Annotated in this window: 16 protein-coding genes; 7 read left to right on the top strand and 9 right to left on the bottom strand. The window is 57.8% G+C overall.

Features of this window, described 5'->3' with window-relative positions; translation table 11 throughout:
- Nucleotides 1-13 precede the first annotated feature (13 nt).
- The 3 genes from ACOQOY_RS03300 to coaD all read left to right on the top strand — a co-directional run bounded on the left by ACOQOY_RS03300 (nt 14) and on the right by coaD (nt 1,987).
- On the top strand, nt 14-916 hold the full coding sequence (locus tag ACOQOY_RS03300) for a LysR family transcriptional regulator (protein ID WP_420584070.1): 903 nt from the start codon (nt 14-16) through the stop codon (nt 914-916).
- Between the two features lie 58 nt (nt 917-974).
- Nucleotides 975-1,412 carry a CBS domain-containing protein gene (locus ACOQOY_RS03295; protein ID WP_420584069.1) on the top strand — a complete coding sequence of 146 codons (438 nt, stop codon included), beginning with the start codon at nt 975-977 and terminating at the stop codon, nt 1,410-1,412.
- Nucleotides 1,413-1,495: 83 nt separating this feature from the next.
- Complete coding sequence (coaD, locus tag ACOQOY_RS03290; RefSeq protein WP_420584068.1) at nt 1,496-1,987, top strand: pantetheine-phosphate adenylyltransferase; 492 nt, start codon at nt 1,496-1,498, stop codon at nt 1,985-1,987.
- Here the strand turns inward: coaD and gap (ACOQOY_RS03285) are convergent.
- From gap (ACOQOY_RS03285) to gap (ACOQOY_RS03275), 3 genes are all read right to left on the bottom strand, one after another.
- Complete coding sequence (gene gap / locus ACOQOY_RS03285) at nt 1,979-2,983, bottom strand: type I glyceraldehyde-3-phosphate dehydrogenase (protein WP_420584067.1); 1,005 nt, start codon at nt 2,981-2,983, stop codon at nt 1,979-1,981. The genes coaD and gap (ACOQOY_RS03285) overlap by 9 nt on opposite strands.
- A gap of 82 nt (nt 2,984-3,065) precedes the next feature.
- Nucleotides 3,066-3,209: a hypothetical protein gene (locus ACOQOY_RS03280; protein ID WP_420584066.1), complete on the bottom strand. Its 144-nt coding sequence runs from the start codon at nt 3,207-3,209 to the stop codon at nt 3,066-3,068.
- A 71-nt stretch (nt 3,210-3,280) separates the two neighbouring features.
- Nucleotides 3,281-4,282, bottom strand: coding sequence for a type I glyceraldehyde-3-phosphate dehydrogenase (gene gap, locus ACOQOY_RS03275; protein ID WP_420584065.1), 1,002 nt, complete (start codon nt 4,280-4,282; stop codon nt 3,281-3,283).
- 181 nt (nt 4,283-4,463) lie between these two features.
- On the opposite strand from gap (ACOQOY_RS03275), the gene ACOQOY_RS03270 reads away from it, so the two are divergent.
- Nucleotides 4,464-5,423, top strand: a complete 960-nt coding sequence (locus ACOQOY_RS03270) for a DUF808 domain-containing protein (protein WP_420584064.1) — start codon at nt 4,464-4,466, stop codon at nt 5,421-5,423.
- Nucleotides 5,424-5,478: 55 nt separating this feature from the next.
- Here ACOQOY_RS03270 and tkt read toward each other — a convergent pair whose 3' ends face one another.
- A complete protein-coding gene (tkt, locus tag ACOQOY_RS03265; protein ID WP_420584063.1) occupies nt 5,479-7,503 on the bottom strand; it encodes a transketolase in 2,025 nt (674 codons plus the stop codon).
- 247 nt (nt 7,504-7,750) lie between these two features.
- Here tkt and ACOQOY_RS03260 point away from each other — a divergent pair, with 247 nt between their 5' ends.
- Genes ACOQOY_RS03260 through ACOQOY_RS03250 form a run of 3 tightly spaced genes read left to right on the top strand, consistent with a single transcriptional unit; the run spans nt 7,751 to nt 9,281 of the window.
- On the top strand, nt 7,751-8,545 hold the full coding sequence (locus tag ACOQOY_RS03260) for a hypothetical protein (RefSeq protein ID WP_420584062.1): 795 nt from the start codon (nt 7,751-7,753) through the stop codon (nt 8,543-8,545).
- Nucleotides 8,545-8,940: a cell division protein ZapA gene (locus ACOQOY_RS03255; protein WP_420584061.1), complete on the top strand. Its 396-nt coding sequence runs from the start codon at nt 8,545-8,547 to the stop codon at nt 8,938-8,940. Before ACOQOY_RS03260 ends, ACOQOY_RS03255 begins: the two co-directional genes overlap by 1 nt.
- Entirely contained in the window at nt 8,937-9,281 is a 345-nt protein-coding gene (locus ACOQOY_RS03250; RefSeq protein ID WP_420584060.1) for an MliC family protein, read from the top strand. Before ACOQOY_RS03255 ends, ACOQOY_RS03250 begins: the two co-directional genes overlap by 4 nt.
- Here the strand turns inward: ACOQOY_RS03250 and grxD are convergent, their stop codons facing one another.
- From grxD to ACOQOY_RS03225, 5 genes are all read right to left on the bottom strand, one after another.
- Nucleotides 9,282-9,644 carry a Grx4 family monothiol glutaredoxin gene (gene grxD, locus ACOQOY_RS03245; RefSeq protein WP_170354079.1) on the bottom strand — a complete coding sequence of 121 codons (363 nt, stop codon included), beginning with the start codon at nt 9,642-9,644 and terminating at the stop codon, nt 9,282-9,284.
- A 182-nt stretch (nt 9,645-9,826) separates the two neighbouring features.
- Nucleotides 9,827-10,063 carry a BolA/IbaG family iron-sulfur metabolism protein gene (locus tag ACOQOY_RS03240; RefSeq protein WP_420584059.1) on the bottom strand — a complete coding sequence of 79 codons (237 nt, stop codon included), beginning with the start codon at nt 10,061-10,063 and terminating at the stop codon, nt 9,827-9,829.
- 155 nt (nt 10,064-10,218) lie between these two features.
- Entirely contained in the window at nt 10,219-12,378 is a 2,160-nt protein-coding gene (purL, locus tag ACOQOY_RS03235) for a phosphoribosylformylglycinamidine synthase subunit PurL (protein ID WP_420584058.1), read from the bottom strand.
- 189 nt (nt 12,379-12,567) lie between these two features.
- The gene (locus ACOQOY_RS03230; protein WP_420584057.1) at nt 12,568-14,808 is read right to left on the bottom strand and encodes a mechanosensitive ion channel family protein; all 2,241 of its coding nucleotides are present in this window, start codon (nt 14,806-14,808) and stop codon (nt 12,568-12,570) included.
- A 279-nt stretch (nt 14,809-15,087) separates the two neighbouring features.
- A complete protein-coding gene (locus ACOQOY_RS03225) occupies nt 15,088-15,996 on the bottom strand; it encodes a LysR family transcriptional regulator (protein ID WP_420584056.1) in 909 nt (302 codons plus the stop codon).
- Nucleotides 15,997-16,034 lie beyond the last annotated feature (38 nt).

The following is a 16,034-nucleotide window of genomic DNA, read 5'->3' as shown; positions in this document are numbered from 1 at the left end:
CAAAAGGAAAAAGATGAACCCGAACTGGGATGACATGCGGATTTTTCTGGCTGTCGCGCGTGAGGAAAGCCTTTCGTCCGCTGGGCGTATCCTCAAGATCGACCCGGCCACAGTCGGGCGGCGGATTGCGCGGCTTGAGGCCAATCTGGATGCGCAGCTGTTCACGAAATCGCAGCAGGGCTATGTTCTGACGACCGCCGGTGAGCGTCTTTTGAATCATGGCCTGCAAGCAGAAGAGGCGATGCGCGCCGCCGCTGGTGCTGTGGCGGGGTCAACCAAGTCGCTCAGCGGACAAATTCGGATCGGCGCGCCGGATGGCTGTGCGAACTATCTGCTGCCGCAGGTCTGTGCGAAAATCAGCGATGCTAACCCGGAATTGGACATTCAGATCCTCGCATTACCACGCATCATTAACCTGTCGCGTCGCGAGGCGGATATGGCGGTGACGGTCAGTGCGCCGACAGCGGGGAAGCTGCTGGTCAAGAAAGTCAGCGATTACAAGTTACATGTGGTCGGAACACAGGACTATCTGGATCGTCATGACCCCGTGCAGAATGTCGAAGACCTAAAAGGGCACAGACTGATTGGTTACATCCCCGATATGATCTTTGATCGCGAGCTGGATTATCTCAACGATATCGGTGTTGACCGTGTCGCGCTTGCATCGAATTCGGTGTCGGTTCAGCTGCGGCAGGTTTCTCTGGGGACCGGGCTGTGTGTCGCTCATGACTTCACTTTGCCTTTCCATCCCAGCCTTCGGAAAATCCTGATGGATCAAGTGAGTCTGACGCGAAGTTTTTATCTGGTCCGGCATCAGGGTGATCAGCGCAACGAACGGCTGAACCGCTTTGCTGACGCTCTTACGCGCGGAATTCGCGACGAAGTTGCGCGGTTAGAAGCCGACGCGAACGCTTGACAGGTTGACCCAATCGCGCAACGCTTTGGATAAGTTTATTATTTCGGAGGTGTTCTTCATGCTCGTCCAGGCCATTCTGAAATCAAAGGCGTCCGAAGGTGTGGTGACAGTCATGCCATCGGCAACCGTCTCAGAGGCTGCGAAGATCCTTGCGGAGAAACGTATCGGGACCGTGGTTGTATCAGAAGATGGTGGCCAGACGGCATCCGGCATTCTGTCCGAACGCGATATCGTCCGCGAACTTGCCGCAAGCGGCAGTGGATGCCTGTCCCAGCCGGTCAGCGCGTACATGACGCAAGAACTGGTGACGACAACTCGTCAGGCCACGGTGCAAGACATCATGACCCGCATGACCGAAGGTCGCTTTCGCCACATGCCCGTGGTCGAAGAGGGCAAGCTGGTGGGTATCGTGACCCTTGGGGACGTGGTCAAAGCGCAGCTTTCCGAATTGGCGATGGAAAAGGATGCTCTTCAGGGCATGATTATGGGTCATTGACGGCATTGATGTTGTTCTGACCCTTGCACCTGCGGCAAAGTTGTGTTTGCTGACGCAGAAATATTGTTGCGCAGGAGGTCCTGATGCGGGTTGGATTGTATCCGGGAACTTTTGACCCGATAACACTGGGTCATATTGACATCATCCGTCGGGCCTCAGCGCTGGTGGATAAGCTGGTGATCGGTGTCGCCATCAACCGCGACAAAGGGCCGTTGTTTTCTCTGGAAGAGCGTGTGGCCATGATCGAAGAGGAATGCACGCATCTGACAGCACAAACTGGCACAGAGATCGTCGCGCATCCTTTTGAGAACCTTCTGATCGACTGCGCCCGCGATGTGGGCGCTCAGATCATCGTGCGTGGACTGCGCGCGGTGGCGGATTTCGAGTATGAATTCCAGATGGTTGGCATGAACCGCGCGCTTGACGATTCAATCGAGACCGTATTCCTGATGGCAGAGGCGCGGCATCAGGCCATCGCCTCGAAACTGGTCAAGGAAATCGCGCGTCTTAACGGGGACGTGTCGAAATTCGTCACGCCCCGTGTGAATGCAGCACTGCGCGAGCGGTTAGGCTAAGGACCCCATCGCCGCAGCTGTATCCAGCATGCGGTTCGAGAAACCCCATTCGTTGTCATACCAAGCCAGGACGCGCACCAAAGTGCCGTCGGTCACTTTGGTTTCAGCCAGCGACATGGTCGAGCTGTGGGAATCGTGGTTGAAATCCATCGACACCAGCGGACGGCTCTCGGCGGCCAGTACTCCGGGGATCTTTGCGGCCGCTTCGACGAACAGTGCGTTGACCTCTTCTTCGGTGGTGGGGCGCGAAACCTCAGCCACCAGATCAACGACAGAGACATTCGGGGTTGGGACGCGGATCGCCTGACCGGTCAGCTTGCCCGCCAGCTGCGGCAGAACCAGACCTACAGCAGCAGCAGCACCAGTGGTTGTCGGGATCATCGACAGAGCAGCGGCCCGCGATAGGTACGGATCCTTGCCCGCCGTGTCATGTACTGGCTGGCTGGCGGTATAGGCGTGGACGGTGGTCATGTTGCCATGCACGATGCCAAGTCCGGCATCCAGCGCGGCGGCCACGGGCGACAAGCAGTTCGTGGTGCAGGATGCGTTTGAGACTACGATGTCTTCTGCGGTCAGCTCACTTTCATTGACGCCAAACACGACGGTCTTTACCGCACCGTCTCCGCGAGCAGGGGCCGAGATCAGCACTTTCTTTGAGCCGTTCTTGAGGTGGCGTTCCGCCGCCTCGCGCGTGCGGAACACGCCGGTGCATTCCAGAACCACATCCACATCCGACCAGTTCAGCGCTTCGGGGTCGCGTTCGCTGGACAGTCGGATCGGGCCTGCGCCAACGTCGAGCCCGGCATCCGTCAGGGTCACTTTGTGGGGGTAACGGCCATGCACGCTGTCAAATTCGAACAGATGCGCGTTCATTTCGGGCTTGGCGAGGTCGTTGATGGCGACGATCTCGACATCCGTGCGTCCGCTTTCCATCACAGCGCGCAAAACGCCCCGTCCGATCCGTCCAAATCCGTTGATTGCCAGCTTGAGTGTCATGTTCCGCTCCGTCCGAATATCGGCTTAAATGAAGTTAGCGCTAACAAAGCCAGATTGGCGAAAATGTCAAGCAAAACCTCTGTCAGCGCCAGAAAGCGAGCCAGTCCAAGAAGGCGTAGAGTTTCTTACCAAGGAAAATCAAATGCTCGGGTCCGAACAGCGCATAGTCCAGAATGAACCCGCCGAGGATCAGGAGGCCAAGCCAGATTGCGATTTGGTTGGTCATAGCGGCCCCGAACAAAAATGCCCGCTCAGATAACCTGAGCGGGCAAAAAGGTTCAAGATTTCAAACCGATCTTAGTTAAGGCGACCCATCGCGACGGCGACGTCAGCCATGCGCACTGAGAAGCCCCATTCGTTGTCATACCAGGCCAGAACGCGGACCAGACGGCCATCGACCACACGGGTTTGTTCAGGCGCGAAGATCGAGCTTTCTTCGGTATGGTTGAAATCGGTCGAGACCAGCGGTGCGGGCTCATAGCCCAGAACGCGCTGCATCGGGCCTTGTGCGGCTTCGCGGACGATCTCGTTAACCTCATCAACGGTGACTTCGCGACCAGCGCGGAAGGTCAAATCAACCGCCGAGACATTCGGCGTGGGAACACGGATTGCGGAACCGTCCAGACGGCCTTTCAGGTTCGGCAGGACCTCACCAAGAGCGGCAGCGGCGCCGGTCGAGGTCGGGATCATCGACATGGCCGCAGCGCGGGCGCGGTACAGATCACTGTGGCGACGGTCCAGAGTCGGCTGGTCGCCGGTATAGGCGTGGATCGTGGTCATGATGCCGTTTTCGATACCGATCCCTTCGTCCAACACCTTGGCAAGCGGAGCAAGGCAGTTGGTGGTGCAGGAGCCGTTCGAAACCATATTGTCATTTGCGGTCAGTGTGTTGTGGTTCACTCCGAACACGATGGTCTTGTCGACGTTTTTACCGGGCGCGGACAGCAGGACTTTGCTTGCGCCGCGCTCTAGGTGGGTTTTCGCCTTTGTACCGTCGTTGAACTTGCCGGTGCATTCCAGAACGACATCGCAGCCTTCCCAGTCCAGCTCGTTCATGTCGTAGGTCGAGAACATCTCCATCGGGCCGCGGCCCAAATCCATGGTGTTGCCATTGATGGAGACTTCACGTGGGAAACGGCCATGCACGCTGTCATATTTCAGAAGATGCGCCGAGGTCTCCAGCGGTCCGGTTGCGTTGACTTTGATCACTTCGATGTCGTTACGGCCTGACGCGGCAATATGCGACAGGGTGCAGCGGCCGATGCGGCCAAAACCATTGATACCGACCTTGATGGTCATATGATGTCTCCAGATGCGCTTGCGTTGCAGGCCATATAGCGGTGAAATTGGAATCTCAAAAGAGTAAAAGCGGCATATTTTTAAGGTGTTAGCGCAAACCTCACGCGATTGCGCTAACGCTTGCGCTAGCTGTGAGATCGGGTAGGGTCCGGGTGCGGCAGGTGAGAAGAAAGGAAGCGCGATGAGCGGTCTGTTGGCCCTTTTGGACGACGTGGCGGGGATCGCCAAGGTGGCGGCAGCCTCAGTTGACGATGTGGTCGCGGCGGCGGGCAAAGCTGGGGCCAAGACGGCAGGGGTGATTATCGACGATGCGGCAGTCACACCAAAATACGTGCAGGGATTCGCGCCTGCGCGGGAGCTGCCAATCATCTGGCGCATCGCGCGCGGGTCGTTTTTCAACAAGCTCATATTGCTGCTGCCAGTGGCGTTGTTGTTGGCCAATTTTGCGCCGTGGCTGATTACGCCACTACTGATGCTTGGCGGGTCCTACCTGTGTTTCGAGGGCGCCGAAAAGATTTTCCACGTGCTCTTTCCGCATGGCAGCCACGCAGTGCACGAAGACATGAAGATAAAGGATCCTGGTCATCTGGAGGAACAGAAAGTCCGCGGCGCAATCAAAACGGATTTCATCTTGTCGGCCGAGATCATGACCATCGCACTGGCCGCGATTGAGGCCCCGAATCTTTGGATGCAGGCGGCGACTTTGGCGGTTGTTGGGATCGGGGTGACGGTTGCCGTTTATGGCTCGGTCGCATTGATCGTGAAGATGGATGACGTGGGGCTGTTTCTGGCCAATAACGCGCCAACACCGATTGGGCGCGGATTGGGTCGTGGGTTGGTCAAGGCGATGCCCGGCGTGATGAAAACGCTCTCAATCGTCGGAACGGCGGCGATGCTGTGGGTCGGAGGCTCGATTGTCATCCACGGGATGGAAGTTTTGGGCTTTGGCTGGCTGGGTCATCACATTCATGACTGGGCCTATGCGATTGGGCATTCGGTTTCCGAGCAGTGGGTCGGCGCTGTGGAATGGATTTCCAAAGCCGCGATGGACGGCGTGTTTGGTCTGGCCTGGGGGTTAGTCTTGATCCCAATGGCAACCAAAGTGATACTACCTCTTTTCCAGAAGTCGGACGCCCACTAAAATCCAAATGAAAAGGGCGGCCGAGGCCGCCCTTTGCTTGGTCAGCTGGGTCTGTTTACAGACCCAGCAGTTCTTTGACCTTTGCAACCGTTGCCTCGGCAGTGATGCCGAAATGTTTGTAAAGCTCTCCGGCAGGGGCCGAAGCGCCGAAGCTCGACATGCCGATGAAGCCGGCTTTGGCTTCGCGGCCGCGCTCACCCAGCAGCCAGCGATCCCAGCCGCCGGCGCGGACGGCAGCTTCGATACCGACACGGACGGCTCCTGCGGGCAGAACGCGCTTGCGGTAGGCTTCGTCTTGCTCGGCGAACAGTTCCATACAGGGCATAGAAACGACGCGGGTGCCAATGCCTTCGGCTTCGAGCATCGTCTTGGCTTCCATAGCCAGCGAGACCTCAGACCCGGTGGCGATCAGGATGGCCTGACGTTTGCCTTCGGCTTCGGCCAGAACATAGGCGCCTTGGGCGACGAGGTTCTTGGTCTTGTGCTGGGTGCGCACAGTCGGCACGCCCTGACGAGTCAGCGACAGGACCGATGGGCTGTCCTTGAAGGTCAGCGCCAGCTCCCATGCCTCAGCCGTTTCAACCGTGTCGGCGGGACGGAACACATAGGTGTTCGGCGTCGCGCGCGATATGGCGAGATGCTCAACCGGCTGGTGGGTTGGGCCGTCTTCGCCAAGACCAATCGAGTCGTGCGTCATCACGAAGACCGACGGCACTTTCATCAGTGCGGCCAGACGCATGGATGGACGGGCATAGTCGGTGAAGGCCATGAACGTGCCGCCATAGGGGCGGATGCCGCCATGCAGCGCCATGCCGTTCATTGCAGCGGCCATGCCGTGTTCACGGATGCCGTAGTGGATGTAGCGACCTTTGCGGTTTTCCGGCAAGAAGACACCCATATCAGCCGATTTGGTGTTGTTCGAACCAGTCAGGTCAGCCGAGCCGCCAACGGTCTCGGTCATGATCGGGTTCACAACGTTCAGAACCTTTTCCGACGAGGCGCGGGTGGCCAGTTTCGGTTGATCTTCCGAGACCTGCTTTTTGAACGCGCGGATGGCTCCCGCCAGACGCTTGGGCGCTTCAAACGCGTAGGCGCGGTTGAACTCGGCCTGCTTGCGCTCGGACAGTTGTGCGAAACGCTCTTGCCACGCAGCTCGCTCGGCAGAGCCGCGCGAACCGATGGCTTCCCAAGCCGACTTCACATTGGCCGGGATTTCGAATGCATCATGTGGCCAGCCATAGCCTTCCTTGGCCGCTTTCAGCTGATCCTGATCGGTAAGCGCGCCATGGCCTTTTGAGGTGTCCTGTGCCGCGTGGCCCAGAGCGATGTGGCTTTCGCAGGCAATCATGGTCGGCTTGCTGGATTTCTTCGCGTCCACAATGGCGGCGTCGATGGCTTGCGGATCATGGCCGTCGATCTCGATCACATGCCAGCCCGAGGCTGCGAAACGGCGCACCTGATCGGTGCGGTCGGCTATATCGACGGTGCCGTCGATTGTGATGTTGTTGTTGTCCCAGAAGACGATCAGCTTGCTCAGTTCGTGACGACCGGCCAGAGTAATCGCCTCTTGGCTGACGCCTTCCATCAGGCAGCCGTCGCCAGCGATTACATAAGTATAGTGATCCACGACCTTCTTGCCGTAATGCGCGCGCTGGATTTCCTCGGCCATGGCAAAGCCCACAGCGTTCGAGATGCCCTGACCCAGCGGGCCGGTTGTGGTCTCGATCCCGTCGACGAGGAAGTTCTCGGGGTGACCAGCGGTTTTTGCACCCAACTGGCGGAAGTTCTTGATCTCGTCCAGCGTGACGTCGCCGTGGCCCGTGAGATAGAGCAGCGAATAGATCAGCATCGAGCCGTGGCCGGCGGACAGGATGAACCGGTCGCGGTCTGGCCAGTTCGGGGCCGAGGCGTCGAATTTCAAGTGCTTCTCGAACAGCACGGTCGCGACATCGGCCATGCCCATCGGCATACCGGAATGGCCGGAATTGGCGGCAGCGACGGCGTCCAGGGTCAGGGTGCGGATGGCCGCAGCTTTGTCCCAGTGTTCGGGGTTTGCATTGCGCAGCGCAGTCAGGTCCACGGGCGTTGTTCCTTTGGATTACAGGCAGATTGCGCGCTCAATACCATCCACCCCTCAAAGTGCAAGCGGAACCCTGTGTTTCGGTAGGGTTTCGGTACTGGTGTGGTTCAAGAAACCAGTCCAAGTTGTTGAAAGCAAACAGTGGGTATTTTCCCTCCCATTGGGGTAGACTAGTGCAAGAAGCGGCAGATGTTGATTCGGACACAGTCGCGACACGAACGAACCTTGATAAAGAGGTGGCAGGGGCATGAGCCAGATCGAAGAATTACAACGCCGTATCATGGCCGCGATGGATCGGATCGGAACCGGTGTCGAAGCGCTGCGGGATGCACCTCCGGCCAGCGGCGAGGACGAAGCTCTCCGCGCGGCATTGGAAGATGAGCGGGTCGCCAACGCACAGTTGGAGGAGCGCCTTAAGTCGCTGAAGGCGCGGCACGATCAGGAAATCGACGCGATGCGTGCCGATTTGGAAAGCCACAAGGCCGCGCCGGTAGAAGACCCAGAAAACGCTGCATTGCGTCAGCAACTGGCAGAAGCGGCCGCGCAACTGGCTTCGGTTGAAGCGGCGCGCGCGGAATTGGCGGACGCCAAGGCTGCGCTGGACAATCAGGATGAGCTTGAAGCGCTGAAGGCGGAGAACGCAGAACTCAAGACTGCGATGGGAACGGCGCAGGACATCGAAGCCGAGAATGCGCGTCTGCGCTCGGAGCTGGCTGACAGTGAGCGTTTGGCCGAGCTGAGCGCCGAGTTGGAAATGCTGCGGGCAGAGCGTAGCAGTCACGGTGCAGCCATGTCGCGTCTGGATGACGACCTGCAACGGATGCGCAAAGCGAATGAGCAGTTGCGACAGACAGTCGACGAGCTGCGTGAAGCGGCCGAAAGCGGGCTTCAGGACGCTGAGCTGCTTAACCGCGCTACGGTGGCCGAGCTGGAAGCGACCCGGGCGGCACAAGCAACCGATGCCGCCGAGGCGCATGCGGTACTGGCCCGGCTGGAGCCCTTGCTGTCGAAGGCAAAACTGGCTGATGGAGAGGTGGAATAATGCCCGAAGTAACCATTCAAATCGGTGGGCGCGGCTTTGACGTCTCGTGCCAGGAAGGTGAAGAACCATTTCTGCATTCGGCGGCAAAGATGCTGGATGATGAGGCGCAGGTGCTGTCGGATCAGATCGGTCGGATGCCTGAATCGCGTATGTTGCTAATGGCCGGCCTGATGTTGGCTGACAAAACTGCCGGAACCGACGAAAAGATCAGAGCGCTTGAGGCGAAATTGGCCGAGGTTGAGGCAGAGTTGCAAGCCCTCAGAACCATGCCTCAGCCCGAACCTGAACGGTTCGAAGTGGCCGTGGTGCCTCCGTTTGTGACGGATACGCTGGCGGAACTGGCCGCACGGGCCGAGGCGTTGGCGTCGGTGGTCGAGGAAAGGTCTGCGGGATGAAGACATTTGCGGTTGCAGCGCTGATGGCGCTGCCCGGTTCCATTGCGCTGGCCGAGATCGACATTCTGCCGGTTACCTTCACGTGTGAGAACGGCGTGCCGCTACAGGTGGCGTATTTCAATGCGCCGGACGGCTCTAGTGCGGCGGCGATGATGGTCGATAATCAGTTGGTTACAATGCGCCAGGCCGAGAGCGGATCTGGTATTCGCTATGAATCCGAGGGCGGGGCAGGCACCTATATCCTGCGCTCAAAAGGCTGGGATGCCACAGTGAGCTATCTGGCGGTCGGTGCCGATGCCGCCAGTGAGCAGGTTGTTTTAGAGAATTGTAGCAGCCGCTGATCAGGCATTTGCCTCACGGATTTTGTCGGCTGCTTCTTTGTTGTAGCCGACACCATTGTCGTCAAACAGCGTGTCCAGCTCGCCCGACAGTGTCATCTCGGTGATGATGTCGCAGCCACCGACAAACTCACCTTTGACATAGAGCTGCGGCACGGTAGGCCAGTCGGAGTAGTCCTTGATACCCTGGCGAACTTCTTCGTCGGCCAGAACATTCACGTCGGCATAGTCGACGCCCATATAGTTCAGCACGCCAGCGACGCGGGATGAGAAGCCGCACTGGGGCATCTCTTTGGTGCCTTTCATATACAGCACCACGTCATTGGCTTTGACGGTTTCGTCGATCTGAGTTTTCACGTCGGTCATTTCGCGTTTCCTTGTCATCGGCGCTTAGTCGCGCCCATTCATGCGTTCTAGTCGTTCGTTTTCGGCCTGGACCTTGTTCACAAGGTCAACATCCGTCGCTTCCATACCAAGCGGAGGTTTGCCGTCTGTTTTGGGAACGCGCCATCGCAAAAACGAGGATGGCCAATCCCAAAACAAGGGCTTTACTCCGGCACTTTGGTGGTCAGCGCCAATGCGTGCAGTTCCCCATCTGGGCCGTCCATTTTACCTTTCAAGGCCGCGTAGACAGCGCGCTGTTGCTGAACGCGGTTTTTCCCGCGAAAGCTTTCGTCCACTACCATGGCAGACATATGTACGCCGTCCTGCCCGCCAACCTGAATTTCCGCATCTGGAAAGCTTTCACGCAGCAGGGTTTCAATTTCGTGGGCGCTCATCGGCATGTAGGTTCACTCCTGAAGGTCTTTCCCAAGATGTAGAGCGATGGGACGGGGCGTGCAAGATGTGGCGGTGGCCCAGATACGGCAAATCCTGCGCCCGTGTTGAACGCAGGATTTCCGTATTTGGGACGAGAAGAAGTCCCTAAGCTGTTTACGGGTCAGGCCACTGCTTCGGCAAAGCTGCTGCGGAAGGTATCCTGCAACTCGGCCAGCGGTGCTTCGGATGTTCCGATTTTCACGCTGTCGCCAGTAAAGCGGCCAACCGAAGTCAGCGTCACACCCGCCTGACCTGCGGCGATCATCAGCGCCTCGGCCTGATCAAAGTTGCAGGCGACCAGATAGCGGGCCTGATCTTCGCCGAACAGGAACTCGGTTGGGGCCTCGTCGAGGTGAATGCCGACGCCCGCAGCCTCGGCCAGTTCAAACGCGGCCAGGGCAAGGCCTCCGTCGCTGAGGTCGGTACAGGCTTTGATCACGTCGCGGTTGGCGCGGATGAACTCTCCGTTGCGCTTTTCGGCATCCAGATCCACATGCGGGGCATCGCCGTCTTCGCGATTGAAGACCTCAGACAGCAGGGCGGATTGGCCCAGATGACCCTTAGTTTCACCGATGACCAAAGCGACATGGCCTTCGCGGACGTCTTTTCCGATGATTTCTTCGGTGGTGTTCAGCAGGCCAACGGCACCAATGGTCGGGGTCGGCAGGATCGCCTGACCGTCGGTTTCATTATAGAGCGAAACGTTACCCGAAACGATCGGCATATCCAGCGCGGCGACAGCTTGGCCAATACCTTGGATCGCGCCAACAAACTGGCCCATGATTTCCGGTTTTTCGGGGTTGCCGAAGTTCAGGTTGTCAGTCGTCGCCAGAGGCTTGGCCCCGACGGCGGTCAGGTTACGATAGGCTTCGGCTACGGCTTGTTTGCCGCCTTCGACCGGGTTCGCGCGGACGTAGCGAGGGGTCACATCGGACGTGAAAGCCAGCGCTTTGTCGGTACCATGCACGCGCACCATGCCTGCGCCCAGTCCGGGTGTGCGGGCGCTGTCGGCCATGACCATGGTGTCGTATTGTTCATAAACCCATTGCTTACCCGCGTAGTTCGGCGAAGCGAGCAGGGCGCGCAACCCGTCAATGGGGTCGATCTGGGGAACATCGGCCAGTTCTTCGGCCTCGGGCGTTGCAACCCACGGGCGGTCGTATTCCGGGGCAGTCGAAGACAGTTTCGACAGCACCAGATCGGCTTTGACCTCTCCGTTATGGACGATGAGGAAGCGGTCTTCGGCGATGGTTTCACCGACGATGGCAAAGTCCAGATCCCATTTCTCGAACACAGCGCGGGCTTCGGCCTCAAGCTCGGGTTTAAGGACCATAAGCATGCGTTCCTGAGATTCTGACAACATCATCTCATACGCGGTCATGTTCTCTTCGCGCTGGGGAACGTTTTCCAGATCCAGACGTACGCCCAGACCGCCTTTGTCGCCCATCTCGACAGCCGAGCAAGTCAGGCCAGCGGCACCCATGTCTTGGATCGAGATCACAGCACCGGTTTGCATTAGCTCCAGTGTGGCTTCCATCAGGCGCTTTTCGGTGAAAGGGTCGCCGACCTGAACGGTGGGGCGCTTTTCTTCGATGGTGTCATCAAATTCGGCCGAGGCCATGGTTGCACCGCCGACGCCATCGCGCCCGGTTTTCGCACCCAAATAGACGACGGGCATCCCAACACCAGACGCGGCCGAGTAGAAAATCTTGTCGCTGTCGGCCAGACCCGCAGCGAAGGCGTTTACAAGGCAGTTGCCGTTATAGGCAGGGTGGAAGCGGACCTCGCCGCCAACACAAGGAACACCGAAGCAGTTGCCGTAGCCGCCAATGCCTTCGACAACGCCGTTCACCAGTTGGCGGGTTTTGTGGTGGCCGGGTTCGCCAAAGGACAGCGCATTCATAGACGCAATCGGACGTGCGCCCATAGTGAACACGTCGCGCAGGATGCCACCGACACCAGTTGCCGCACCTTGGTAGGGCTCGATGTAGGACGGGTGGTTGTGGCTTTCCATCTTGAACACAACGGCCTGACCATCACCGATATCGACCACACCAGCGTTCTCACCCGGTCCGCAGATCACCTGAGGGCCAGAGGTGGGCAGGGTGCGCAGCCATTTCTTTGACGATTTGTAGGAACAGTGTTCGTTCCACATGGCAGAAAAGATGCCCAGTTCGGTGAATGTCGGCTCACGCCCGATGATCTCAAGGATCATGTCATACTCGTCGGGCTTCAGCCCGTGTGCGGCGATCAGATCGGGTGTGATTGCGGGCTCTTGCATCTTCTGTCCTGTGTCCAAGTGGGCCGAGATTGCGCGCCTTGTAGGGCAAGGGGACGCCTGTGGAAAGGGTCAAGTCAGCGCAGGGTGCCTGTTACAAAGAAAAACGGAACCGATTATAAGACCGGTTCCGTTGAATTGGCCGAGAATTTGGGGCTGGCGACCGACAAAACGGCCGCCTGTTACCTTGGTTTAGGCCGGGTTTTGCGCCTTGTTGGCCGCATCAGCGGCGGCGGCCCCAACGGCTGCTTTTTGTTCCTCAGTCAGGTTCTCAGACTCTTCCAGCCCCGGGATCGCAACACGAACCTCACGGCGGGCAAAGTCGATGCCGTTTTCCTTGAACGCGGCTTTGACCCGGTTGAAGATCTCCTTGCGCAAGGTGAACTGTTTGCCCGGTTTGGCCATGAACTTGCCGCGGATAATCATACCGACATCGTCAAAGTCGAACACACCCTGAGACTTGAAGGGCTGGAGGAACCCGTCCTTGTGGGTCTCGTCCTCCATCATTTCGGCACCGATCTTTTTAAAGATCTTCTTGACCTTGTTGGGGTCGGTATCGAAGGGCACGGTGAACTTCAGCTTCATGATGACCCAGTCGCGGCTGTAGTTGGTCAGTTTTTGAATCTCACCGTAAGGAATGGTGTGAACCGGCCCGCGATGGTGACGCAGCTGCATGGACCGGATCGAGATTTTCTCGACCGTGCCGGTGGTGCCACCGACATCGACGTATTCACCCACGCGGAATGCGTCATCCACCAGAAAGAAGATGCCGCCCACGATATCGGCAACCAATTTTTGAGCACCAAAACCGATGGCCAGACCCAGAACACCGGCACCAGCCAGCAGCGGGGTAATGTTGATCCCCAGCGCCCCGAGGGCCAGAAGCAAGAAGATCACCGCGATTGCCACCTGCGCCGTGACGCGCAGCAGGGGCAGCACCGTTGCCAGACGTGAACCACCGGCTCCGCCGCCTTCTCCGGCTTCTTCGTCGGGGCTTTGGTCGGCCGTCATCTCTTTGGCGAGACGGCGGTTGATCCACAGCGACATGACCTCATTCAAGATGTAGCCGACCGCGATGATGATGAAGAACTGCACCAGTTTGCTGCCGGACTCATCGCCTCCGCCTGCGATTTCACGCAGGTTCAGATCCCACGCGTTCGAAATCATCAGGATGACCAGGATACCAGCCAGAACGCGACCTATGCGGATATAGCTGCGCTTGGTCGACTTATAGGCCCGTTCGGCCACAGGTCCTTCACCCTGCATTGGCGGTTGCAGATGACGCACCAGACCCCGGATCAGCGTATCCAGAGCTGGTGCTATCAACAGCCAGAACATGGTGGTGAAATGCGCGCCCTGAACCAGCAATGCCAGTGACCACGGATGGCGTTGCGCCACCAGAAACTCAACGAGCAGCCAGATTACCGCCGACACGCCGATGGCGAAGTACGGATAATAGTGCGCGACTTCTTCGTCGAACTTGGTGTGATCGGGGTCGGTACCCAGCATCATCTGCGAAAGACCCTCGCGGGCTTTCCACGCGATCACGGCGATATAGATGTGAATACCTGCGTTCAACCAGAATCCGATACGCGTTTCACCGCTGGTAATCCCGTTCAGTCGGTTGAAATGCAGCAGGAACAGAGTGAAGCCGATCAGGATCAGCAGACCGATCAGGTTGCGATGCAGGTACTTGGCCCAGTGATCGTCGATATTGACAAGGCGGTAGTGCGGCTTTTGCGGTGCCAAAATGAACCGCGAAGCGGCCGCGCCCAGTCGAGGAATCCAGATCAGATAAAAGACAAACGGCGCGGCATAAGTGATCTGTTCCGGTGTCAGCAGTCCGCGTCCGACGGCACGGATGACAACGTAAAACACCACCAGCCCCGCGATCTCGCGGCAAAAGCGACCGAACAAATAGCGGACAGCGCCCCAGAGGTCGCCTTCATCCTCAACTTCGGTCTGGACATGCCAACGACGGGTCAGAAATTCAAACAGCTTTTCCGCGATGAACCCGACGACAAGTACACTCAGAACCAGCCCCATAAGGACAAATGCCCCGTTGGTTCCAAATTTTTCGGTAAAGTTGGAAAACGCATCGACCTGCGCATGGAAAATATTCGGCACGGTCACAATGACCTGCGTCCACGAAGCCAGCATTTCGGCCCAGATCTCATTGATTTCGGTGATCGGGTCTTCGCGTTCTTCGGCTTCTGCCGCGTTTTTCTCGGCGACAGCGTCCAATCGTTCCAAAAGAATTGACCGGACCTGATCATCCGACATTCGGGCGACCAGATCATCGACCTGTTCCGGGGTCAGATCATTGGGAATGGTAATTGTCGCCGTAGCGCCGGATTCCTGCGCCAACATTGGCCCGGAAAGCCAAAATACGGAAAGGATCGCCAATATTATTAGACGAAAGGGATAAAACATCGAATCTGTCCTCGATCACAAGTTTTCGTGATTTTTTTGTGATCATAGGTCTAAGTGCCCGACTTTCCCAGATGTTTTGCCAAAGCAATACATTCCGGACTGCCCCAAGCCAAAAAAAAGGCCGAGCACTAAGCTCGGCCATAGTCCAACAGGGAGGTATGAAGATGATGAGCGTTTCAGCATCACCGCCTTCGAGTGCTCATTTAGGGATCAGTTTGTGAACCTTCAAGATATTTCACAATGATCGTTGATCATTGCCGCTATGCTAAAAGCGCATAGCTACAGTTTTCCCAAGCGTTTCAATTCTTTGCGCTGTGCGATGATCTCGTCCTGAACAAAATCGCGGAAGGCGGCGACGCGTTTGGAATGACGCAATTCCTCGGGGTAGGCGAGGTAGACCGGAACATCCGCGGTTTCGATATCCGACAGGATGGGTACAAGCTGCGGAAAGTCCTGCGTGACGTAGTTGGGCAGCACTCCGATACCCAGATCGTGTAGCACGCCCTGCAAGACGCCAAAGTAGTTGTTTACCGTCAGCAGCGAACCCGGGTTGTAGGTCATCAGGTGGCGCACCATAGAGGCCCCGGCGCCAACTTGCGGCGCTGCGGGAGTTTGACAAATCAAACGGTGGTTCTTGATCTCTTCCAGCGAATTTAGCATGCCGCCATGAGTGTCGATATAATCCTGTGTGGCATACAGCGTCATCTGCACGGTCATCAGGCGCTTGCGCACCAGATCGGCCTGGCTGGGTTCTTTCATTCGAATGGCCACGTCGGCCTCACGCATTGGCAGGTCCAGTACGCGCTCTTCTAGCATGAGGTCGATGTTGAGGTCAGGGTATTGCTCGTAGAGTTTCGGCAGGCGTGGGGCCAACCAAAGGGTGCCAAATCCGAATGTGGTGGTTACGCGCAGGACGCCAAAGACCTCTTCCTCACTATCACGGATGCGTGCCGCAGCCGCATCCAGGCGTTTGGACATGGCTGAGGTTGCGTCGAACAGCAACTCACCCTGTTCGGTCAGGATCAGGCCACGGGCATGGCGGTGAAACAGGGTCGAATCAAGTGACTCTTCCAGCGCTCTGATCTGTCGGCTAACAGCCGATTGCGACAGATTCAGCTTGTCACCCGCATGAGTGAGGCTACCTGCATCCGCCACTGCGTGAAATATCCTAAGCTTGTCCCAATCCATCGCCGCAACTTTCGTTATCTTTCGGACTGCCTATATGA

Origin of the sequence: Ruegeria sp., from assembly GCF_965221235.1 — a bacterium.
Classification (GTDB): domain Bacteria; phylum Pseudomonadota; class Alphaproteobacteria; order Rhodobacterales; family Rhodobacteraceae; genus Ruegeria.
This window is presented reverse-complemented; position numbering and strand designations above follow the sequence as displayed.